We start from the raw sequence: 22,923 nt of genomic DNA on the forward strand, positions 1-22,923 counted from the left end.
GGTCGTCAACGATAACGCTGGGCATCTGACACCCTGCGTTATCCCAACCTCCATCGCGAGCGTGCTCGCTCCTACAGGGTTGAGCGGTTATTGCGCAGAATCGAGAAATTCAACGCCGCCGCCAGCGACAGCCACACCACATACGGAAACAGGATCAGCCCTGTGATGACATCCAACCGCATCGCCATCACCACCATCGCCACGGCCACCAGCCACAACAACGCCAGGATCACCATACTGGCCAACACTTGGCGCGCACCGAAGAACACCGGCGTCCACAGCGTATTGAGGGCAATTTGCGCCGCCCACAACGCCAGCACCATCTGACTGCCCGGTATCAGGGTCAGACGATAGCCAGCCCAGGCAAGCAGCAGGTAAAGCGTCGTCCAGGCCACCGGAAACACCCAGTTGGGCGGTGTGAAAACCGGCTTGTTGAGCGATGCGTACCACTCACCCGGTTTGAAAAAGAAACCGCTGCTCGCGGCAGCCGCACAGGCTAGAAGAAAAATGAAAAAGGTCATCATCGGTCCTTGGCTGAGGCCATCATGTTGGCGGTCTCAACCTTAGAGGCCCTGTGATGCGAAAAAATCCCTGCATTTTCTGTGGGAGCGAGCCTGCTCGCGATGGTTGCCGGGGCACCGCGGGGCATCAGGTGCCCTGCGTTATCGTTGACGACCATCGCGAGCCTGCTCGCTCCTAAAATTACAGGTAGAGGGCAGCTATACGGTGAACTGCGACACCACCTTGCTCAAGCCAATCGCAAGCTTCGACAGCTCATTGCTGGCCACCGAAGTCTGGTCAGCGGCGCTGGTGCTCTGGATGGACAGGTCCTTGATGCTCATCAGGTTCTGATCCACCGAACGTGCGACGTGGGCCTGTTGTTCGGAGGCGGTGGCGATCAGCAGGTTACGCTCGTTGATTTCCGCCACGGCCCTGGAGATTTCGCGAATCGCCTCCCCCGCTTCGCGGGCAATTTCAAGGGTTCGAACCGCTTCGGCGCTGCTTTGCTGCATCGACTGCACCGACTTGTCGGAGCCGGACATGATGCCGCTCATCATCTGCTCGATTTCCTGGGTCGACTCTTGGGTGCGGTGAGCCAGGGCCCGAACTTCATCGGCCACCACGGCAAAACCACGGCCCTGCTCGCCCGCGCGGGCCGCTTCGATGGCGGCGTTCAAGGCCAGCAGGTTGGTCTGCTCGGCAATCGCGCGAATCACGTCGAGCACCTTGCGAATGCCCTGGGTCTGCATCGCCAGTTGCTCCAGATCGCTGCTGGTCTGGCCAACCGAGCCTGCCAGGTTTTCAATCGAGGAAATGGTGCGGGTGACGCGATCCAGGCCGGTTTGTGCGGCGGTGCCGGACTGTTGAGTGGACTTGGAGGCCGACACCGCGTTGCGGGCGACATCCTCAACGGCCACGGTCATCTCGTTGACCGCCGTCGCAGCCTGCTCGGTTTCCTGATTCTGACGCTGAATGCCCGATTTCGATTCATCGGTGATCGCGCTCATTTCTTCGGCCGCCGAAGCCAGCAAAGCCGAAGACTCGGAAATGTGATTGATGGTGCCCTTGAGGTTTTTCAGCATCGCGGCAGCGGACTGTTGCAGGTCCGTCAGCTCGTCGGCACCGGAGACATCCACGCTGCCCCGCAAGTCCCCGTCGGCAATTTTCTGGTTGATCTGCAGCAGGGACTGCATCGGCAGGACGATACTGCGGGTGAAGAAAATGGCGATGGAAACCGTGAGCACCAGGCCCACGACAATGATGACAATCACCCAGGTAACGCCGCTATCAAAAGCAGCACGAGCCTGAGTGCCCGACGTTGCCGCACCAACGGTATTGACCGCGGCCAGTTCATCGATGCTGATCATCAATGCATCGGCTGCCGGCGCCGTTACCGTACGCACATAGTCGAAGGACTGAGCTTGGGTTTGTTGATCCGCCTCGGACAGCAACGTCTGGACTTTTTCGTGGTAGACCTTGATCAGTTCCCTGACCTTGTCATATTTGACCCGCTCGCCGTCAGAAGAAACATTAGGCTCATACTTGCGAGCGACTTCATCAAGTTTGTTATCCAGATCGACTACTTTGGACCGGGCTTCGGCGCCGCTGGTCGTCCCTTGCATGACGTAATACAGCAGCGAAAGACGAAGGTTATAGGCGCTCGACTTGATCTTGGCGGAGCCCTGAATGCTCGGCAGCCAATCGACTTCAAGGCGTTTGGCCTGAGCGCCGATGTTCGACATTTGCCAGACGGACAACCCGCCCATACACATCAACAACAGGCTGATCACTCCAAAGCAAAGAGTTGCTCGTGCGCTTAGCCTAATGCGTCTGATCATCATTTTTTTCAGTTCCAGTTCAATGCGGGGGTTGGGGGTTTCCGGAGCCGACGGTCGAGCCACGGGGAGTTACCAGCGCATATACCCTAGTGAGCCGAATCAGGAAGGAACATCAGGCGATCCCGAAAATCGGGAGACGGGAAAGGATTTGCAGCGGAGATCAGGCAGGCAAGATCAGCCTCGTACAACGTAACGTCAGGTGATCAGAAAACTTTAAAACCGAACCGAATAATGCCTAAAGCTTTTCGGCATGCTTGGCCACGTAGATCGCGTAATCGTAGAACACCCAGAAGTCCTGCTCGGTCACGGTGGGCGAACCCTCGAGGTTTTCCAGGCAGCGTTTGAGGGCGTGCTCGATCAGGCCATTGCGCATGACCACCCGCGTCACTTCCTCGCCCTCCTGAGCACGAATGACATCCTCCAGTTGATGAACGGCCGCGATCTTCTCGCGCAATATCCTGCGAGCCAGGTCGTCACGCTCGATGATCTTGTCCCAAAGGTGATCCACCAGTTTTGCCGGCATCTGCGACCTCCGAACCCGACAGGCATCGGGTTGCGCTGGCACATGGCTGAAGGAGACAACGTCATTAATCAGCGTAGACGAGGCGGATCGATTGCTGGGGCTTTGCGGGGGGCATTCGACAGACTGCATCGGTGCCGTGCCCGCCTGAATTGAGTTTTCTTGAGAAGTACCAGGGGGACAGTCTGGCGGCTCGGTAGTGAGCGCAACGCGGTCAAAGGTGGGAGCGGGCTTGCTCGCGAAGGCGCCAGCACATTCAACATCACCGGCGCCTGGCACACCGCTTTCGCGAGCAAGCCCGCTCCCACAGGGTCATGGGTCGAACTTCGGATTTGTGAACAACACAAAAACCTGTGGGAGCGTGGCTTGCCCGCGAAGGCGCCGGATCAGCTGACATCTGCATGCCTGACACACCGCCATCGCGAGCAAGCTCGCTCCTACAGCTGGCGGTTCAGTGCGAAGGCGATCAGAAATCGAAGAACACGGTTTCCGCTTCACCCTGGATATGAATATCGAACCGGTACGCCAGTTTCCCGTCAACCGTGCAGCGCTTGGCAATCAGGGTTTCGCGGCGGGCTGGTTGTTCGATCAGGTTCAATACCGGGTCCACCGCGTTGGCCTGTGGTTCATCATCGAAATACAGGCGGGTGTGCAGGTGGATGTTGATGCCACGGGCAAACAGCGCGACGTTGACGTGGGAAGCCATCGGCACGCCGGCGGCATTTTTCACGACGCCGGGTTTGATGGTGTTGATCGTCCACTCACCAACGTCCGTGGTGGCGGTACGGCCAAAACTGTTGAACGGTTTGTCCAGGTCGTAATTGGTGTCGTAGACGCCGTCGTGGTTGGCTTGCCAGAGTTCCAGAAACGCGTCACGGACCAGATGGCCATTGCCGTCGTAAACGTGGCCCAGCAACAGAATGTGCTCGCCCGGCGCGCCAGGCTTGGCCATCTCGTTCCAGATTTCCTGCTCCCGTGGCGGGTTGCCGGCGGCTTCCAGCGCCAGGCCGATGTGCACGTAGGGGCCGGCGGTTTGCGATGGGGTTTCAGGCAGAAGTTGAACGGGCATGCGCAGGCCTCCTCAGCAGTTTTCGAAGTGGGTCTTGCGCTGGCCGCGCAGGACGATGTCAAAACGATAAGCCAGGCAATCCATCGGATTGGCCATGCTCATATCGAGCTTTGCAATCAGGCTCTGCACCGCTTCCGGATCGGCGATCGATTTGACGATCGGGCACATCGGGATGAGCGGATCACCTTCGAAATACAGCTGGGTAATCAGGCGCGTGGCAATGGACGGGCCACTGATCGAGACATGGATATGCGCCGGGCGCCAGTCGTTCGGGCCGTTGCGCCATGGGTACGGACCGGGTTTGACGGTGCGGAAGCTGTAGTTGCCGTCGCGGTCGGTCAGCGCACGGCCGACACCGCCGAAGTTCGGGTCCAGCGGCGCCAGGTAGCTGTCCTTCTTGTGGCGATAACGACCGCCGGCATTGGCCTGCCACATTTCCACCAGGGTGTGGGGAATCGGTTTGCCGTACTGGTCGCAGACGCGACCGGCAACGATGATGCGCTCGCCAACAGGCAGGCCGCCATTGTTGAAGTTCAACAGCAGATCGTTGTCGTAACGGCCCATCTTCAGATGGGAAAAGTCCGGGCCGGTGCTTTCGGACACCGATTGCGGAATGCTCACCAGCGCCTGGCGCGGGGAACGCAGGATCGAAGTCTTGTAGTCAGGGGTCAGGGCTTTGGGATGCCAATTACGGTCACGAATGGCGAAGCGGCTGTCGGGCGCATCAGACATGTCGATTGTCCTGTTTTTATGGTGGTTCGGAGGCAGGCACTGCACGGGCAGCGACTCGTGGCCTCAGTGTCCCCCCGCGCGCCCTCGTGCGAAAGTGAAAAAACCGACCCTATCCATAACCATATGGTTATGGATACTGCCCTTCGCGGTACTCTCGCCCGACCTCGCGCAGGGCCTCCACACACCATTGCGCCGCGGCGGAAACCGGCGACGCAGGATTGCTGCACACCCCCACCGACCCGCCCGGCTCACGCATGCCGAGATCCAGTTCCTGCAACTCACCCTGTCGCAAGTCCTGCCTTACCGCGTCATAAGGCGCGACCCAGATGGCCTGACTGCATTGCACGTAACGCCGACTCAGGGCCACCGACAGGGTTTCCAGGCGTTGCCGCGACGGCGTGATACCGTGCTGCACGAACAGGCTGTCGGCGAACTTGCGGATCGTGGTCCCGGCCGACGGCAGAATCAGCGGGTATTTTTCGAGGTTCTTGCGCCCCAGTGGATCGCTGAGCGCCGGATGTCCCGCGCGCACCACCAGGGTCATGGATTCGCTGTAGAGATGTTCGAACGTCAGCCCGGAAATCAACGGGCTGTCGGTCATCCGCCCCACCACCAGGTCCAGCTCGCCGACTCGCAGTTGCGAGAGCAGATAGGCACTGGGGCCGGTCATGATGCTGACGACCAACGAAGGGTGGCGTTCGTGCAGGCGGCGAACGACTTCGGGCACCAGCAGGCTTTCGACGGTGGACAGCACGCCGACCTGGACGGTCACCGGCTCATGCTGGCCGGAGCGCAAACTGTTCACCCCTTCGCGCAACGATTGCACGCTCGGCCCCGCATACCCCAGAAAGGCCGCGCCCGCCTCGGTCAGCGTTGCGCCCTTTTTGCCCCGCTCGAACAGGGTCGCCTCCAGCAGGGTCTCCAGTTCCTTCAAGGTCTTGGACAGCGCCGGCTGGCTGATCGCCAACTTGTCCGCCGCCCGCGCCAGACTGCCCTGACGCGCCACCTCAAGAAAACACACCAGATGACGGAATTTGATTCGGGTATCGATGTTCAATCGGGTCGCTCTGCCTTTGGATGACATCCATGAGTATTGGATGAGAAGCGTTGGGGGTCGACAAAGCATGACCGATTATTCCTGCGAATGCCCGTTCGCTGGCGATTCACGCCTGCAGGTTTCGTGACTGGTCACATTATTTGCAGCCACTTCTAATCACTGTGGGAGCGGGCTTGCCCGCGATGAGGCCGTCACATTAAACATTGATGGTGCCTGACAGTCCGCTATCGCGGGCAAGCCCGCTCCCACAGGTTATCTGGTTGGTCGCAATATTTGCGACCAACCAAAATCACCACATGTCGCGACCTTTTCAGGACGACGTCAGGTAGTCGGTGTAACCCTGCGCACCACCGCCATAGAAGGTATTGCGATCCGGCTCCGCCAGCGGTTTATCCCGCCGCAACCGTTCCACCAGATCCGGATTGCTGATGAACGGACGCCCAAACGCCACCATGTCGGCATGACCCGAAGCGACGGCGTCCAGGGCCATTTGGCGGTCGTAGCTGTTGTTGGCGATGTAGCGACCACCGTAGGTTTCATGCAGCGCCTTGAAGTCGAAGCCGCTGGCCTCGTTTTCGCCCTGGGTCTGGCCCTCCACGCAGTGAAGGTAAGCCAGCCCCAGTTTTCCAAGCTGCTGGACAAAATAGCCATAGGTCGTCTGCGGATTGCTGTCCAGCGGCGTGTCGCCGACCGCACGGGTGATGGGCGACAGCCTCACGCCAACCCGGTCCGCGCCCCAGATCTGCGCGACGGCCTGCACCACTTCCAGGGGGAAGCGAATGCGGTTTTCCACCGAGCCGCCGTACTGATCGGTGCGCTGATTGGTGCTGTCGCGAATGAACTGCTCGAGCAGATAACAGTTGGCCGCATGCACCTCGACGCCATCGAATCCGGCATCCTTGGCGCAGCGCGCGGCGTTCTTGTAATCCTCAAGAATCAGCGGAATCTCCTCGGTGCGCAGCGCGCGAGGCATCGACGGCGTGTCCAGGGTCTGCGATTCGAGAAACACCACTTCCCCCGCCTGAATGGCCGAAGGGGCTACTGGAGCAGCGCCGTTTTCCTGCAGGCTCACATGGGACATCCGCCCCACATGCCACAGCTGACAGACGATCTTGCCACCCGCCTCATGCACCGCATCGGTGACGCGCCGCCAGGCCGCCACATGCTCGGGCGTATAGATGCTCGGAGTGAAGGCATAACCACGGCCCTGTCGGGAGATGTTGGTGGCTTCCGAGATGATCAGACCGGCACTCGCCCGCTGTCGGTAATACTCAATCGCCAGCGGCGTGTGCACGCCGTCCATCGTCGCCCGGGAGCGTGTCAGCGGCGCCATGGCGACCCGGTTGGCCACCTGGATGGCGCCGATCGAGAGCGGTGAGAAGAGATCGGAACTTTGATTTTCAGACATGATTTCTGCCTCCTGATTGTCGGGATTTCAGATTGCACAGCGCTCCCGCTTTTGCGAGCGAGCCATCCTTTTTCAGCGGGTAACACGCAGCCTGGCCTTTTCCGAATCCGGCGTCTTGTGCCACGGATAGCCCTTCGCACTGAGCTCAAAGGCGTAGTCGAACAGGCGCTTCATGTACTCGCCATCGAATTTCTGCAGGTGCGTAACGTCGAAATCCGCGCCGATGTACGCCAGGTTGAAGTCCGCGCCATCCTGCTGCGCCATTCGGTAGATTCGCTCCAGGTCGCTGATGCCCTGCGTCTGGATCAGTGCGCTGATGGCGCGACCGCCGATGCTCAAGGTCCGGCGTTTGGTGCCGGACCATTGCGGCTCCAGCGTGCCGTTGCGGATCACATAGAAATTGCGTTCGAGTCGCACTGGTGCTCCGGGGTCTGCGTTCAGCCCCACCAGGGTGCCCGGTGGGTAGAGAAAAACCTGGGTGATCACCCCGCCGTCCACGTGCATTTCATGAAACTGTTTACCATCGACTTCGACATCGATCATCACCGGTGAGACGGCGCCGGGGATGCTCATCGAGGCGATCATGATGTTGCGAAACAGCTCCAGCGCGCCCGGTGCCTGGCTTTCGGCGATGGCGCCCATGTTCCAGGTGACGGGTCGACCGGAATCGAGGTCCGTGGTACCGATCAGCAGGATTCGGCCCTTGGCGTATTCGGCAGCGATCTGCGCCAGAATCTCTTCAGTGACGTATTTAGCGATGAGCCGCGACAGAGGTTTACTGTCTGCGATGCCGTCGCTGGCAAGTCGGGTCAGCAGGCTTCTGGAATGGAAGATGTCCTTGGGACCGATGGCGTTGGTGACGTAGCGAATCACGCCATCGTATTGAGGCCCCAGGAAAGCGAATGGGGCTACCAGAGCGCCGGCACTGATACCAGTGACGACCTTGAACATGGGGCGGGTGCCGTGGGTGGTCCACCCGGCGATGAGCCCGGCTGCGAATGCGCCTGCATCGCCGCCGCCCGAAACGGCCAGCATGTTGGCCAGCGGCAGAACGTCGATCGGCATGCCGGCTTCGGCGAGTACGTCGGCTTCACGTTTGTTGGCCCGAACCGCGTCCTGAATGAAGGGTGTGACGTCGCGATCCAGTCTGAAGCGGGCATTGGGAATGCCCGGGATGATGGCCCTTTCCGTCAGGGCCGGCGGAACAGCGTCGCGGCGTGGCAGGCACGCCTGAAGAAACATGTCCAGAGTCGAGGCGCCAGGCCTGAGCGGGAATGGTTTCAAGACGCCTCCTCCGCCCCTGCAGTCGACAGCAAGCGCGCCGGTCTACCAGAAAAAGGCTCAGGATGACTGCGCGCCAGCCGGCGGCGGCATTTCACTCGAGCGCCAGGTTGCCCATTCTGCGCTCGTTTAGCGGATAAAAAAACTCAGGCGACTCGGCAAGCGCATCGCCCTAGCGACGGTAGTAGCGACGCTCTTCGTCGTAGCGATGGTGCTGGGCCCGGTCGTTATGGCGATCCCAGTAGCGGCGGCGTTCGTGTTCCCGGCGGGCCTGCTCCCGACGCCACTGGTCGCGTCGCCACTGCTCCCTGCGCCAGTCGTCCCGGCGCCAGTCGCGGCGGTTGTCATGCCAATGTCCGTCACGCCAGTAGCCGTCTTCACGGGCGAGCATTGGGCCCGGCGGTGTGTCGGCCGTGCTTGCCAGGGTTGGCCAGGGATTCTCGGCAGCGTTGGCGACCGTGATTTCACTCGCGGCGCTGGCTGCGGATCCTGGCGTTGAAGTCTTCATCTGTGTTGCCGATGCCGTGCCCACCGCCGCAAATGCGAACAGGCCGAGGAGCACCATCCGTGGGTCAAGGAATTTCATGATCAAAGACAACCTCTGATTGACTATGTGCCTATCCCCATAGACTGATAAGGAAGGAAAAGTTCGAGGTTTTAGAGCGTTTTAAAATATCTTTTTGCGGGGGAAACTTAGTTTGAAATGGCCAGTCTGCGCACTCTTGAACAAAGCACGATCCCTGTAGCAGCTGGCGAAGCCTGCGTCCGGCTGCGAAGCAGCCGTAAATTCATGCACCTCGGTGTGTCAGGGAAATCCGGTGCACAGGTTTTACGACTGCTGCGCAGCCGGACGCAGGCTGCGCCAGCTGCTACAGGTTTGGCGGTGGCATTTTAGAGGGTGTAGGAAATCCCCACCTGCACGGTCCTCGGCGCCCCCGGATAGGCGTAGACGTTGCCGAACGCGCCCTCCTCGTAATCCTCGTCACCCAGGTTCTTCACATCCAGGTTCAGCCGGATCTTCTCGTTGACCTTGTAGTAACTCAACAGATCGACAACGGTGTAACTGCCCATCGAAAACGCCGTATTGGCCGTCTGCCCCGCACGTTCATCGACGTACTTCACGCCAGTCCCAAGTCCCAGCCCTTTCAAAGCACCATCCTGAAACTCGTAGACGTTGAGCAGGCTGAAGCTGTTCTGCGGGATGTTCATCAGGCGCGTGCCGGACTTGATGACGTTGTCCTTGGTCACTTCGGCATCGACGTACGCATAGCCACCGATCACTCGCCACTGCGGGGTCAGGTTGCCGGCGACGTTGAGATCGAAGCCACGGCTGCGCACTTCCCCAGCCGCGACGCTGAAGGTCGAGTCCACGGGATCGGTGGTCAGCACGTTACGCTTTTCGATCTGGTAGATCGCCGCGTCGACGCTGAGCTGGCTGTCCAGCGCTTCCCACTTGATACCCAGTTCCCAGGACTTGCCCTTCTCCGGCTCGAACCCGCCACCCTCGCGGCTGGCACCGGTATTGGGCTTGAACGAGCGCGCGGTGTCGGCGTAGACCGCCACGGTGTCGGTCAGGTCATAGGTCAGGCCAAGCCGCGGGGTCACCGCGTTGTCGCTGGCCTGCCAGCTTCGGCCGCCCGGGACGAAGGTTTCGTAGTCGTGCTCGAAACGCTCGAAGCGTGCGCCGGCCAGCAGTTTCAGGCGCTCGGTCAATTCGACCTGATCCTGGATGAAAGCGGCGTAAGTCTTGAGGTTTTCCTTGTCGTCGGTCGGCGTGCGGGTCAGGGCCGGACGCGGCTGGCCGTACACCGGATCGAAGATGTCGATCGGGTAGGCACTCACCGCGCCGCTGGAACGCTGGATGATCGACTTGTAGTCGTAGTCTTCGTACTCGACGCCGGTCAGGAGGGTGTGATTGAAACCGCCCGCGGTGAAATGCCCGGTGAGGTTGAGCTGGGTGTCCTTGTCCGTCCATTCCAGTTTGCGGTAGTTGAAGTTGCGACCCAGGGTGCGGCCGTCTGCCGCGACTCCGTTGCCTTCGACCGCATTGCCCTGCAGCGTGCCGTCGAGCCACTGGAAGCCACCGCCCAGGGTCCAGTTGTCACTGAGGAAATGCTCGAAACGCAGCTGGGCCATGTTGTTGTCGTTGTGCAGTTTGCCGACGTCTTTTTCACCCCAGAAGGTGTCGCGAGACGCGGTGCCGATCTGGTTGGGGTAGCGGGTCAGGCCGCGATCCAGCGGGTGATTATTGCGCATGAAATCGCCCTCGAAGATCACCTTGGTGTCCTCGGTGGCCTGCCAGCTCAGCACCGGCGTGATGCCGTAGCGCTCGGTTTCGACATGATCGCGGAAGGTGTCGCCGCCCTCGCCCACCACATTCAGGCGATAGGCCAGACGGCCCTCTTCGTCCAGCGGGCCGCTGGCATCCAGGGTGCCGCGCTGCATGCCCTGATCGTCAAGCTGGCTGCCCAGGGTCACCGTGGGTTTCGCCAATGGCTGCTTGGAGATGACGTTGAAGGTACCGCCCGGATCGCCACGGCCATAGAGCATGGTTGCAGGCCCGCGCAGCACTTCGAGGCGCTCGATGGTGTTGGCATCCGGCATGTTCGGATAACCGCGATTGATCGGGAAGCCGTTGCGGTAGAACTCACCGGTGGTGAAGCCGCGAACGGTAAAGGTGGTGAGCCCCTGACCGCCGAAATTGTTGGCCCGCCCCACGCCGCCGGCGTAATCGAGGGCGTCCTGCAATCGGGTGGCACTGATGTCCTCGACCACATCCTTGGGCACCACGGTGATGGACTGCGGCGTTTCGTGAATCGAGGTGTCGGTGCGTGTCGCGCTCGCCGAACGGGTCGCGCGGTAGCCATCTACGGGTCCCAAAGCGGTTTCAAAATCTGCCATACCGACGATGTCCGTCGCCTGCAGTTCCAGGCTGGATTTATCGGTTGCTACCTCCTCCGCCCAAGCGGAAGCGGACAACGCCTGAAACACACAAATCGACACCACACTACGACGCATCTTCAAAACCTTGTGTAAATGGCCAAAAGGAAAGGCATACGTGCCAAAAAATCGGAGCGCATGGTATACCAACATATTAAATTTTGATAGGAATTCTCATTTGTATTTACGTGGAGATTGACATGGTTGCCTAAAGCAATTAATTATTTGCCTAAGGCAACCAATTTCGAGATTCCCATGACCAGCCCTTCCATCGATCGCATCGAGGCCGTTCGCCATTTCAACCGTTTCTACACGCAGCAGATTGGCGTATTGCAGGAACATCTCAACCAGGCCGATTTCTCATTGACGGAAAGCCGGATTCTTTTCGAGCTGGGCGCGCGCACGGCCCTGACCAGTGCCGATCTGTGCCAGTTACTTGGGTTGAACGCCGGTTATCTCAGCCGGATCATCAACGGGTTCGAGAAGAAAAATCTGATCGAGAAAACCCGTTCGACCAGCGACGCACGGGCGTCGGAGCTGAAGCTCACCGATTCGGGCAGAGCGGTGTTGGGGCAGCTGGAGCAGGCGTCTCGCGAGGCCGTCAGTGTCATGCTGCAACGGTTGCCGGAGACGCAACAGGAGCAATTGGTCCAGGGAATGACGCAGGTTCAGAATCTGCTCAGCGACAGGACCACTTCCTATCTGTTGCGCGACCCGCAAGCCGGCGACATGGGCATCGTCGTCCAGCAACAGGCGTCGCTCTACACCCGCGAGTACGGCTGGAACTCGGAATTCGAGGCGCTGGTGGCGGAGATCGTCGCCAAGTTTTTGAGAGAGTTCGACCGGACCTGCGAGCGTTGTTGGATCGCGGAAAAGGACGGCAAGGTCGTCGGCTCGATCTTCGTCGTCCGGCACGACGAAAAGACCGCCAAGCTGAGGATGTTGTACGTGGACGCGTCAGCCAGAGGACTGGGCATCGGCAACCGACTGATCGAAGAATGCATCGCCTTCGCCCGTCAGGCCGGATACGAAAAGATGATGCTCTGGACCACCAGCATCCTGTCCGACGCCCGCCGGCTGTACCAGAAGGCGGGTTTCCAGTTGATCGAAGAAGAGCCTATGCACAGCTTCGGCAAAGACCTCGTCAGCCAAACCTGGATGCGCGATCTGTCGGAGCGGTGATACTGGCAGATTCTGTGACCCACACGGAACCTTGTGGGAGCGAGCCTGCTCGCGATGAGCCTGAGATCACTGCGGGCTGTCAGGCAACTCGCGTCATCGTTGACGACCATCGCGAGCAGGCTCGCTCCCACAGTGGATGGTGCTGATTGCAGGTCTTGTGACCAACACAAAAACCTGTGGGAGCGTGGCTTGCCCGCGAAGGCGTCAGGTCAGTCTGCATCTGCTTTGCTGACACTCCGCTTTCGCGAGCAAGCCCGCTCCCACAGTGGATTTGTGCAAGGCCCCAAATCAGGCCCGATCCATCGCCTCTTCCAGCCCCTCATCTTCCCCCAGGAACCCGCCGCTCTGGTGCTGCCACAGCCGCGCATAGGTGCCGTTCTTCTTCAGCAGTTCAGCATGGGTGCCCTGTTCGATGATGCGGCCCTCATCCATGACGATCAGCCGATCCATAGCCGCAATAGTCGACAACCGGTGGGCAATGGCGATGACGGTTTTGCCCTGCATCATTTCATCGAGGCTTTCCTGGATCGCGACTTCGACTTCCGAATCCAGCGCACTGGTAGCCTCGTCGAGCAGCAGGATCGGCGCGTTCTTGAGCATCACCCGGGCGATGGCGACTCGTTGGCGCTGGCCGCCCGAGAGTTTGATGCCGCGTTCCCCCACCAGAGTGTCGTAGCCGGAGTGCCCCTGCGGATCCCGCAACTGGCTGATGAAACCGTCGGCCTGGGCATTGGCGGCGGCTCGGCGGATCTGCTCGTCGGTTGCATCCGGACGGCCGTAGGCGATGTTGTCGCGGATGGATCGGTGCAGCAGCGACGTATCCTGAGTGACCATGCCGATGGCACTACGAAGGCTGTCCTGGGTGACCTGAGCGATGTTCTGCCCATCGATGCGAATCTCGCCGCTGTCCACGTCGTAAAAGCGAAGCAGCAGGTTGATCAGCGTCGACTTGCCGGCACCGGAACGCCCCACCAGACCGATCTTCTCCCCCGGACGGATGTTCAGGCTCAGGCCATCGAGCACCTGGCGTTCACCGTTGTAGTTGAAGCGCACGTTGTCGAAACTCACCGCGCCACCCACAGGCACCAACACACCCGCATTCGGCGCGTCCTGCACCTTCGGCCCCTGGGTCAGGGTCGCCATACCGTCCTGCACGGTGCCGATGCTCTCGAACAGCGAGGTCATCTGCCACATGATCCAGTGCGACATGCCATTGATACGCAGCGCCATGGCCGTGATCGCCGCCACCGCCCCGGTGCCGACTTCGCCCTGGTGCCACAGCCACAGCGCATAACCGCCGGCACCGATGATCAGCCCCACCACCAGCGCCTGATTGACGATCTCGAACTGGCTGACCAGGCGCATCTGGCGAAAGCCGGTCTGCTTGAAATCCTCCATCGCCGCACGGGCGAAGTGCGCTTCACGCTTGGAGTGCGAGAACAGTTTCACCGTGGTGATGTTGGTGTAGGCATCCGAAACGCGCCCGGTCATCGACGATCGCGCGTGGGCCTGCTCCTGCCCGACCTTCCCCAGGCGCGGCACGAAATACAGCATCGCCAAGCCGAACAACGCGATCCAGATGATGAAAGGCAGCATCAGCTTCAGGGCGAAGCCGCCGGCCAGGGCAATGATTGCAATGAAATAAACGCCGATCCCGGGTGCGATTTCGATCACCGTGAACAACACTTCGCGCACGGCCAGTGCCGTCTGCATCACCTTGGTCGTGACCCGGCCGGAGAACTCATCGGAAAAGAAAGAAAGGCTTTGGCGCAGCATCAGGCGATGGAAATCCCAGCGCAGACGCAGCGGCAGGTTGATCGCCAGAATCTGGTGCTGAACCATGGTGCGCAGCGCCACCAGGCCAATGCTGGTGACCAGCACAATGCCGATCCCCCACAGCACGCGACGCTCCTGCCCTTGCGCATCGCCGCCGGCCTGCCATGTAGAGAGCAGATCCACGACCTGCCCGAGGAAGGAAAACAGCCAGGCTTCGTAAATCGACACACCGGCACTGAGCAGCGCAAACACCAGAATGTAACCGCGCGCGCCCCGGGTGCAAGCCCACAGAAAACGCGCCAGGCCAACCGGTGGCGGTGGTGCCTCATCAGGCGGAAAAGGGTCGAGCCTTCGTTCAAACACACGAAGCATTGTGGCCTCCTAAATGGTCAAGAGCGCAGATTCTGCCATCTAACGGAGGTTTTGAGGGTTTTGCAGGCCAAGGGTTCGACTACAACCTCTGTAGGAGCGGGCTTGCCCGCTCCCACAGTGTTTTTCGTCGACCACTGGATCTGTGAACAGGGCTTTGAAACAAACCAGGAGTTGTGAAAAAACACAACCAGAGTACCATCGGCCCAAAGACAGGGAAGCCTATGGATATTCTCAAGCCATCACGATTTGACGATGCTGCGATTTTGTACCCGAACGACAAGGCTGGGCTTGACCGTTGCCACCGCCTTTTGAAGATGGCACGCCCGAAAGGATTCGCGGATCTGCAAAAGCTTTTTGGTACGCACGGCATCGACTTGTTCAAGCCGAGAGCCGAAATGAATTGGGTGGTGATCGACGTTGGTGGCAATAACCTGCGGGTGATAGGCGGAGTCAACTACACCCGGCAGAAGTTCTATGTAAAACACATCTATACGCATGCCGATTACGACGTTGCCAACGTCTGGTATGCACGAAACAAAGGGGTAAGACGATGAATGCAGCCCGAAATGACTTTCAAGCCGTGATCGCAATGCTGGGCGAGCTACACACCGCGGTTGAGCGTCTGCGTGGTGAATTTGTGCATGGCATCAATACCCCTGCTGACTATGAGCGGGCGACCTGGTTGCTCGATGAACTCACCGATGGGCGCGCACTGAGCAGAATCGAAGAAAAAATCCTCGTTGAACTGGAGGATGAAATTCTGGCTTACCAGAAAAAATCCGAGCAGTTTCGCGAATCGAATGCCGCTTTCGAGGCGACATGCACTCCCGTGCAGCTGATCAAGGATCTGATGGAGACGCTCGGGCTCACCGGTTCGGACCTTCCTGAAATCGGCGATAAAACGGCCGTGTCCAAGGTGCTCAGTGGAGATCGGCCTATCAGTCACAAGATGGCATATGCGCTGGCCGAACGATTTGCTATGGAACCAGGCGCTTTCCTGCCGGCAGCGCCGGAAATGCTGGCTGCCACCGAGAGTGCATTGCGCAAGACCAGGAAAGCCTCCGCTCCGCTGACACGTCAGGAGAAAAGTGGCCAACATTGAGTGCGACCTCGCTTGGCCACTTCGCCCCTGCCTAACGCTAAGACGTCACGCTGCCCCTTCCCTCCTATCGCCTGTCATCAGAAAGCGGCGTCTGCTCATCCGCCTCCGGCGTCACCCTCTCCCCAGGTGGGTTCCAATCATCGGGGCGTTCATCCGCGGGATTTTTCAACGGGTCGTACTTGTCGGGATCATCCGGGTCCAGCAGCGGTGCGTCCGAGTCGGACTCGGGCTTTGATGGATCGGAGTCTTGCGTCTGGTCTTCGAAACTCGAGTCTGTAGACATAACCACCTCGCCAATGAGATTCCGGGCAATCCGGTCTTATGGGTTGGAGGCCCTTGCAGCCGGCGGGTGCATTCGGATGGATGAACGGGCGACGCGGCGCTGTCATGTCCTGCGCATCAGTAGTTGAAATCATGCCCCAGCTCTTTCTGCATCCACTCCAGAAAACGCCGCACCCGGGGAAAGTTCGAATGCGCACGGGGAAACACCAGGTGGTGCGCAGTGATCGGTGAACTCAATGCCGGCGCCACCTCGACCAGGGCACCTCGCGCCAGGTAATCCTGCGCCAGCAAGGTGCTCTCGAGGGCGAACCCTAGCCCGTGATTGGCGGCCTCCAGCGTCATGTAGGATCGGTCGAAGCTCAAGGTGTAGGGTTTTTCCGGACGCGATACGCCGTGTTGGGCAAACAGCTGCGGCCACTTGATCAGGGTCGCTTCGGACAGGATCAACTGGCTGTCCAGCAAATCGGCGGCGGTGCGGATCGGGCGCTTCTCCAGCAGCTTGGGTGACGCCATCACCGCGATCTTTTCGTTGCGGATCGTGCGCACTTCGTAGCTGGGCCAGTTGGGCATGCCGTGGCGGATGTCCACATCGATCTTGTCGCGACTGAAGTGCAGCGACTCGTAGGAACACGACAGGTTGATCTGGATGTCGGGATGGCTCTGGCGGAATTGCTCCAGACGCGGCATCAGCCACAGCAGCCCGAAACTGGGCGATGAGTGCAAGCGCAGGCAATCGAGGCTGACATCACTGGTGGCGCGCTCGGTCGCCACGGCGAGGCTGTGCAGGATGCCGGAGACCTCGGTCAGGTACTGCTCGCCGACCGGGGTCAAGGTCACGCCTCTGGCGGTGCGGAAGAACAGCTGACGCCCGATCATCGCCTCCAGCTTGGCCAATTGATGACTGACGGCCGAGGGCGTCAGGTCGAGCAATTCGGCGGCGCGGGCGACATTGCCGAAGCGCGCGGTCTGCTCGAAGGCCTGAATGGCTTTCAGCGGTGGCAGTGTGACGGGAGCATCGTCGTCTGAGCGCATGGTGATGATTGTTCCGCTGCAAGTGGCATGGACCGGGTATTGCGTCATTCAATCACCCAACCGAGCGAATGACGAGTGCTGAATTTTTTTCAGCACCCAGTGAAGTTCGCGTTATTGCTCAAGACCTTGGTGGAGAACAAGCTGAGTCATCGGTTCGTTGCGGATCGACCCACTCAAAACACTCAAATAAAAACAACGAGGTAATCCCCATGCTTCTCCAAGGCAAAGTCGCGATCATCACCGGTGCAGCCTCCGCACGTGGCATTGGCCGCGCTACGGCGACCACCTTCGCCCAACAGGGTGCGCAGGTTGTGATTCTCGATCTGGATCAATCCGCCGCCCGCGACGCCGCGGCCTCCCTGGGCGAAGGTCATTTGGGCCTGGCAGCCAACGTCGCCGATGAATCGCAGGTTCAACAGGCCGTGGCGAAGATCATCGAGCACTTCGGTCGCATCGACATTCTGGTCAACAACGCCGGCATCACCCAGCCTCTGAAGACCCTGGATATCCGCCCCTCCGATTACGACAAGGTGCTGGACGTCAGCCTGCGGGGCACCTTGCTGATGTCGCAGGCGGTGATTCCGCTGATGCGCCAGCAGTCCGGCGGCAGCATCGTCTGCATGTCCTCTGTTTCCGCACAACGTGGCGGTGGCATCTTCGGCGGCCCTCACTACAGCGCTGCCAAAGCGGGCGTGCTGGGTCTGGCCAAAGCCATGGCCCGGGAACTGGGGCCGGACAAGGTACGCGTCAACTCCATCGCGCCCGGCCTGATCCACACCGACATCACCGGCGGACTGATGCAGGACGAGCGTCGTCACGCGATCATCGACGGCATCCCGCTGGGTCGCCTGGGCGAAGCTCAGGACGTCGCCAACGCAGCCCTGTTCCTGGCCAGCGACCTATCCTCTTACCTGACCGGCATCACGTTGGATGTGAACGGCGGCATGCTGATTCACTGAGTACACCTGGGCGGGCCTGCATGGCCCGTGCGGTTCTGGATCGACGATGCAGCCGGGCCTCGGGCCTGGCGGTCAATAAAAACAAGAGATCGGACCATCATGACTACCCTGTCGCTCGAAGCGGTTTCGACCGTGCGCTCCTCCGCCTACCGTAAAACGGCCTGGCGCCTGATGCCTTTTTTGATGCTGTGTTATCTGTGCGCCTACCTGGACCGGGTCAACGTCGGCTTCGCCAAGCTGCAAATGATGAACGACCTGGCTCTCAGCGAAGCCGTCTATGGACTGGGTGCGGGGATGTTCTTCATTGGTTACTTCCTCTGTGAAGTACCGAGCAACATCATCCTGCACAAGGTCGGCGCACGGATGTGGATTGCTCGCATCATGATCACCTGGGGCATCATTTCCGCCCTGTTCGCCTTCGTCGAAACCGCGTGGCAGTTCTATGCCCTGCGCTTTCTGCTGGGCATCGCCGAAGCCGGTCTGGCGCCGGGCCTGTTGCTGTACCTGACCTACTGGTTCCCGTCCTACCGCCGTGCACGCATGACCGTGTTGTGGTTCATCGCCATTCCGCTGTCGGGCATGGTGGGTGGCCCTCTTTCCGGCTGGATCATGAACCACTTCGCCGGCATGCATGGTTGGGCCGGCTGGCAATGGATGTTCGTCCTGGAAGCCGTGCCGACGGTGCTGGTCGGATTGTTGGTGCTGAGTTATCTCAAAGACGGGGTGCGTCAGGCCACATGGCTCAATGACGAAGAAAAGGAGCTGATCACTCGGGAGCTGGCTGAAGACAACCAGCAGAAAGTCACGCATGCCTCCGTCGGCGAGTTCATTCGCGATCGCCGTCTCTGGTTGCTGGCCGGCATCTACTTCTGCGTGGTGATGGGTCAGTACGCAATCACCTTCTGGTTGCCGACACTGGTGCGCAACGCCGGGGTTTCCGATCCGCTGCACATCGGCTTCTTGACCAGCCTGCCCTACCTCTGCGCAATCGTGGCGATGCTGCTGGTCGGACGCAGTGGCGATAAGCACCGCGAGCGCCGCTGGCATCTCATCGTGCCGATGATCGCTGGCGCTATTGGTCTGAGCCTGGCGGCGTTGATGGGGGGGAATGCGACGCTCTCCATCCTCAGTCTGTGCCTGGCCGCCTCCGGCATCCTGTCCGCTACATCGCTGTTCTGGATGCTGCCCACCACGCTGCTCGGTGGCGTCTCTGCCGCCGCTGGTATCGCAGCCGTCAACAGCTTCGCCAACCTCGCCGGCTTCTGCTCGCCCTACCTGATTGGCTGGATCACCACACAGACCGGCTCCAGCGCCATCGGCATGTACTTGATCACCGGCGTGCTGCTGAGCGGCGCCTTGCTGGTCCTGCGCATTCCCGCCGCCTTGGTCAATCGTTGAGTTAACGGAGTTTCACCATGACTACCCAACCTTCACACGTTTCAAGCAAGCATCTGGCGCAGCGCGCCCACAACATCCGGCGTCACGCCTTGCGCATGGGTCAGGTTCAGGGCCAGGGCTATGTCGGCCAGGCCCTCGGCGCTGCCGATCTGTTGGCGGTCTCCTACTTCCACGCCCTGAACCATCGGCCTGAAGACCCGGAATGGGAGCAGCGCGACCGCTTCTACCTCTCCATCGGTCACTACGCCATTGCGCTGTACGCGGCCCTGATCGAAGCCGAGATCCTCCCGCTCGATGAGCTGGAAACCTACGGATCGGACGACAGCCGCCTGCCGATGTCGGGCATGGCCGCCTACACCCCGGGCATGGAAATCACCGGGGGTTCGCTGGGTCAGGGCCTGGGCATCGCGGTCGGTGCCTGCCTGGGTCTCAAGCGCAAAGGCTCGGCCTCCTTCGTCTACAACCTGCTGTCGGACGGCGAGCTGAATGAAGGCTCGACCTGGGAAGCGGTGATGTCGGCCTCGCACTGGAAGCTCGACAACCTGATCGCCATCGTCGACGTCAACAACCAGCAGGCCGACGGTTACTCGAGTGAAATCCTCTCGTTCGAACCCATCGTCGATCGCTGGCACTCGTTCGGCTGGTTCACCCAGCGCGTCGATGGCAATAGCATCGATGCACTGGTCGCAGCTTTCGACGCCGCTCGCAACCATCCCGGCGCCCAGCCACGGGTGATCATCTGCGACACCAAAATGGGCAAGGGCGTGCCCTTCCTGGAAAGCCGCGAGAAAACCCACTTCATCCGCGTGGAAGAACACGAATGGGACCTGGCACTGAACAACCTTGAAGAAGGAAAAGACCAATGAGCAACGCCGCCAACACTTCGACCAGCGCACCGGTCAAAAAACGCCTGACCACCTCGGCGATGATTGCTTCCATTGCCTCCGAAGGCCAGGCCACCAAGTCAGCCCCATTCGGGCATGCACTGGCCGCGCTGGCGGATCAGCGCCCGGATATCGTCGGGCTGTCCGCCGACCTGTCCAAGTACACCGACCTGCACATCTTCGCCAAGGCGCATCCGGATCGTTTCTATCAAATGGGCATGGCCGAGCAGTTGCTGATGAGCGCCGCAGCCGGCATGGCCCGCGAAGGCTTCGTGCCCTTCGCTACCACCTACGCGGTGTTCGCTTCACGTCGCGCTTATGACTTCATCTGCATGGCGATCGCCGAGGAAAACCTCAACGTCAAGATCGTCTGCGGCCTGCCCGGCCTCACCACCGGCTACGGCCCGAGCCACCAGGCGACCGACGACCTGGCGATCTTTCGCGCCATGCCCAACCTGATGATCGTCGACCCCTGCGATGCCCTGGAAATCGAGCAGGCAGTGCCCGCCATCGCCGCGCATCAGGGCCCGGTCTACATGCGCTTGCTGCGCGGCAACGTACCTCTGGTGCTGGACGAGTACGGCTACCAGTTCGAAATCGGCAAGGCCAAGACCCTGCGCACCGGCAATGATGTGCTGATCATCTCCACCGGCCTGATGACCATGCGCTCGCTGGAAGCGGCCAAGGCACTGCAAGCCGACGGCGTGGACGTCGCTGTGCTGCACGTACCGACGATCAAACCGCTGGATGAACAAACCATCCTCGCCGAAGCGCGCAAGTCCGGTCGCTTGGTGGTCACTGCGGAGAACAGCTCGATCATCGGCGGTTTGGGCGAAGCGGTCGCGGGCGTGCTGCTGCGTAACGGCGTGACGCCGACCTTCAGGCAGATCGCATTGCCGGATGCGTTCCTCGATGCCGGCGCCTTGCCGACGTTGCATGATCGCTACGGCATTTCGACTGAGGCGGTTTGTGCTCGGATCAAAGCGTGGCTTTGACCTGGGATTGATTAGGGGCGCTTAGGGATAGGCGCCCCTTTTTGCATCGCGTGTTTTGTAACAGTGGGGCTCGGCTCAATGCCAGTCAGTAAACAGATTTAACAGGCGATGAGGGCATTGTGGCGAGGGGGTTTATCGAAACGTCGCACCGCCCCGTTGGGCTGCGAAGCGGCCCCAAAAAATGGGACTGCTGCGCAGTCCAACGGGGGTAAACCCCCTCGCCACAGGTATGTGTTCGGCTTAACTGACTGGCATCAGGGCTTGGCTCAGAAATCGTAGATGTAGCTGAAGTAAAACCGATCAGCGTCATGGGTAATGATGCCTGCCGGTCCGCGACTCGCAACAAACCGCGAAACTCCATCAGGTGTGCCCTCGGTCTCGAATTCATCGTGCAACCAGACTGCACTGAGTCCCTTCAGCGCGCCCTGGAAGGCGTACTGCAGAACGGTCTGGAAATCGTACCGGGAAAAATTATCGTAACCGGCGGCATGGGTCGATCTCGCGTAGTAGGTATCCAGCACCAGACCCGGTAAGCCAAGGGGTGCGAAGTTCACGCCGGCGCTGAGTTTGAACATCTCCTCGTTCTTCAGACCGAAGTAGTAGAAGTCCTTGGCGCTGCTGTCCCAGGTGCCGTGGTCCTGTGAGAAGAACAGCCGGTCAAAGTCATCGCCCCAGACCTTGTTGTAGGCGAAGCCGGCGTAATAAGGACCGGTGCGGTATTTGATCGACAGGTCCATGAAGCGCGCATCGTGTGATTGCTCGGGTTCGTACAGGCCTTTCACGCCGCCATAGTCGAACAGCTTGCCTGCATCCTGCTGGGTCCCGGTGGTGGCATACACATCAATGCCACGAGCCTGTCCCAGATCGAAAGTGTGCTCGGCCTTGAGCAGCGCTTCGCGCAGGTAATCCGTCGATTCGGCGTATTCGGTGCGCAAGGTGGTGCCTTCGGGCGCTTTCCAGGTCAGTGCGTACAAACGCAAGTCTTTGATCTTTTCCCCACTGAAGTTCGTCAGGTCGTTGCCCCAGCCATTTTCCTGTCGGGGGCTGAATTCGTTGATACGGCTGGAGCGTGCTTCGAACGTGCCCAGGCGGTAACCAAGGTCATAGCCAACGGTCGCGGCGGGAAGAATGCGCGTGACGTCATCGCGGTATTGTCCATAGCGGCGGATCTTCTTGCCGGCACCGACATTCAGCTCACCCGCTCCCGCGGCAAACTTGCCTCGAAGGTAGGCCTCAAGAGGTTTGGCGATGCCATGGGGATCGGTGATCGACTGGCGCGCTTCCAGGTTGGTGATGCTGGTGGCGTTCTGACCGATGTTCAGATCGTTGGCCAGGCCGTAGCTGTAATCCACGCCCAGCATGTCGTTGTACCAGCCCGACCGGAAGGTGAACTGCGCGCCCTGCACCCACTCGTCACGAACAGGGCCGACGCCATCGCCGTCGTTTTCGTTCCAGTAGTACTGGCTATAGCGCAGCGAGGTCTTGCTGTCTTCGATAAAACCGCCAGCCTGCACGCCAGTAACGAGCATGCCGCATGCCAAACCAGCCAGAGCGCTACGAGTAATCAACATGACCTGTCCCTTTTTCGGGTTATT

At 60.1% G+C, this 22,923-nt stretch carries 19 protein-coding genes and 2 pseudogenes; 7 read left to right on the plus strand and 14 right to left on the minus strand.

What is annotated here, in order from left to right:
• Window positions 1-71 precede the first annotated feature (71 nt).
• From tspO to ACW9JE_RS10410, 11 genes and pseudogenes are all read right to left on the minus strand, one after another.
• Window positions 72-521 carry a tryptophan-rich sensory protein TspO gene (gene tspO, locus ACW9JE_RS10360; RefSeq protein WP_457432679.1) on the minus strand — a complete coding sequence of 150 codons (450 nt, stop codon included), beginning with the start codon at window positions 519-521 and terminating at the stop codon, window positions 72-74.
• Window positions 522-719: 198 nt separating this feature from the next.
• Window positions 720-1,226, minus strand: a pseudogene (locus tag ACW9JE_RS10365) (methyl-accepting chemotaxis protein); the annotation flags it as partial.
• A gap of 354 nt (window positions 1,227-1,580) precedes the next feature.
• Window positions 1,581-2,342 (minus strand): annotated as a pseudogene (locus ACW9JE_RS10370) (MCP four helix bundle domain-containing protein); the annotation flags it as partial.
• Window positions 2,343-2,574: 232 nt separating this feature from the next.
• The gene (locus tag ACW9JE_RS10375; protein WP_457432680.1) at window positions 2,575-2,862 is read right to left on the minus strand and encodes a hypothetical protein; all 288 of its coding nucleotides are present in this window, start codon (window positions 2,860-2,862) and stop codon (window positions 2,575-2,577) included.
• A gap of 463 nt (window positions 2,863-3,325) precedes the next feature.
• Window positions 3,326-3,928 carry a protocatechuate 3,4-dioxygenase subunit alpha gene (pcaG, locus tag ACW9JE_RS10380; protein ID WP_224533119.1) on the minus strand — a complete coding sequence of 201 codons (603 nt, stop codon included), beginning with the start codon at window positions 3,926-3,928 and terminating at the stop codon, window positions 3,326-3,328.
• A 12-nt stretch (window positions 3,929-3,940) separates the two neighbouring features.
• Complete coding sequence (gene pcaH, locus ACW9JE_RS10385; protein ID WP_457432681.1) at window positions 3,941-4,660, minus strand: protocatechuate 3,4-dioxygenase subunit beta; 720 nt, start codon at window positions 4,658-4,660, stop codon at window positions 3,941-3,943.
• A 127-nt stretch (window positions 4,661-4,787) separates the two neighbouring features.
• Entirely contained in the window at window positions 4,788-5,717 is a 930-nt protein-coding gene (pcaQ, locus tag ACW9JE_RS10390) for a pca operon transcription factor PcaQ (protein WP_224533121.1), read from the minus strand.
• A gap of 310 nt (window positions 5,718-6,027) precedes the next feature.
• Entirely contained in the window at window positions 6,028-7,125 is a 1,098-nt protein-coding gene (locus ACW9JE_RS10395) for an alkene reductase (protein WP_224533122.1), read from the minus strand.
• 72 nt (window positions 7,126-7,197) lie between these two features.
• Entirely contained in the window at window positions 7,198-8,409 is a 1,212-nt protein-coding gene (locus ACW9JE_RS10400; protein ID WP_224533123.1) for a patatin-like phospholipase family protein, read from the minus strand.
• A 169-nt stretch (window positions 8,410-8,578) separates the two neighbouring features.
• The gene (locus ACW9JE_RS10405) at window positions 8,579-8,914 is read right to left on the minus strand and encodes a hypothetical protein (protein WP_457432682.1); all 336 of its coding nucleotides are present in this window, start codon (window positions 8,912-8,914) and stop codon (window positions 8,579-8,581) included.
• A 383-nt stretch (window positions 8,915-9,297) separates the two neighbouring features.
• The gene (locus ACW9JE_RS10410) at window positions 9,298-11,424 is read right to left on the minus strand and encodes a TonB-dependent siderophore receptor (protein WP_457432683.1); all 2,127 of its coding nucleotides are present in this window, start codon (window positions 11,422-11,424) and stop codon (window positions 9,298-9,300) included.
• 177 nt (window positions 11,425-11,601) lie between these two features.
• On the opposite strand from ACW9JE_RS10410, the gene ACW9JE_RS10415 reads away from it, so the two are divergent.
• Window positions 11,602-12,528, plus strand: coding sequence for a bifunctional helix-turn-helix transcriptional regulator/GNAT family N-acetyltransferase (locus ACW9JE_RS10415; RefSeq protein ID WP_457432684.1), 927 nt, complete (start codon window positions 11,602-11,604; stop codon window positions 12,526-12,528).
• 288 nt (window positions 12,529-12,816) lie between these two features.
• On the opposite strand, the gene ACW9JE_RS10420 is transcribed toward ACW9JE_RS10415, so the two are convergent.
• Window positions 12,817-14,676, minus strand: a complete 1,860-nt coding sequence (locus tag ACW9JE_RS10420; protein ID WP_457432685.1) for an ABC transporter ATP-binding protein — start codon at window positions 14,674-14,676, stop codon at window positions 12,817-12,819.
• 221 nt (window positions 14,677-14,897) lie between these two features.
• Here ACW9JE_RS10420 and ACW9JE_RS10425 point away from each other — a divergent pair, with 221 nt between their 5' ends.
• Window positions 14,898-15,230, plus strand: coding sequence for a type II toxin-antitoxin system HigB family toxin (locus ACW9JE_RS10425; RefSeq protein ID WP_224533128.1), 333 nt, complete (start codon window positions 14,898-14,900; stop codon window positions 15,228-15,230).
• Window positions 15,227-15,778, plus strand: a complete 552-nt coding sequence (locus ACW9JE_RS10430; protein ID WP_224533129.1) for a helix-turn-helix domain-containing protein — start codon at window positions 15,227-15,229, stop codon at window positions 15,776-15,778. Before ACW9JE_RS10425 ends, ACW9JE_RS10430 begins: the two co-directional genes overlap by 4 nt.
• Before the next feature lie 399 nt (window positions 15,779-16,177).
• Here the strand turns inward: ACW9JE_RS10430 and ACW9JE_RS10435 are convergent, their stop codons facing one another.
• A complete protein-coding gene (locus ACW9JE_RS10435) occupies window positions 16,178-17,092 on the minus strand; it encodes a LysR substrate-binding domain-containing protein (protein ID WP_457432686.1) in 915 nt (304 codons plus the stop codon).
• 209 nt (window positions 17,093-17,301) lie between these two features.
• Between ACW9JE_RS10435 and ACW9JE_RS10440 the strand changes: the two genes are divergently transcribed.
• From ACW9JE_RS10440 to ACW9JE_RS10455, 4 genes are all read left to right on the plus strand, one after another.
• A complete protein-coding gene (locus ACW9JE_RS10440) occupies window positions 17,302-18,051 on the plus strand; it encodes an SDR family NAD(P)-dependent oxidoreductase (protein WP_457432687.1) in 750 nt (249 codons plus the stop codon).
• 99 nt (window positions 18,052-18,150) lie between these two features.
• Window positions 18,151-19,449 (plus strand): MFS transporter, encoded by a 1,299-nt coding sequence (locus tag ACW9JE_RS10445; RefSeq protein ID WP_457432689.1) that lies wholly within the window; start codon window positions 18,151-18,153, stop codon window positions 19,447-19,449.
• A 17-nt stretch (window positions 19,450-19,466) separates the two neighbouring features.
• Entirely contained in the window at window positions 19,467-20,315 is an 849-nt protein-coding gene (locus ACW9JE_RS10450) for a transketolase (RefSeq protein ID WP_457432690.1), read from the plus strand.
• Window positions 20,312-21,328, plus strand: a complete 1,017-nt coding sequence (locus ACW9JE_RS10455) for a transketolase family protein (protein ID WP_457432691.1) — start codon at window positions 20,312-20,314, stop codon at window positions 21,326-21,328. Before ACW9JE_RS10450 ends, ACW9JE_RS10455 begins: the two co-directional genes overlap by 4 nt.
• 266 nt (window positions 21,329-21,594) lie before the next feature.
• Here the strand turns inward: ACW9JE_RS10455 and ACW9JE_RS10460 are convergent, their stop codons facing one another.
• The gene (locus tag ACW9JE_RS10460) at window positions 21,595-22,899 is read right to left on the minus strand and encodes an OprD family outer membrane porin (RefSeq protein ID WP_457432692.1); all 1,305 of its coding nucleotides are present in this window, start codon (window positions 22,897-22,899) and stop codon (window positions 21,595-21,597) included.
• Window positions 22,900-22,923: the final 24 nt, after the last annotated feature.

It is taken from the genome of Pseudomonas sp. SDO55104_S430 (assembly GCF_054070595.1).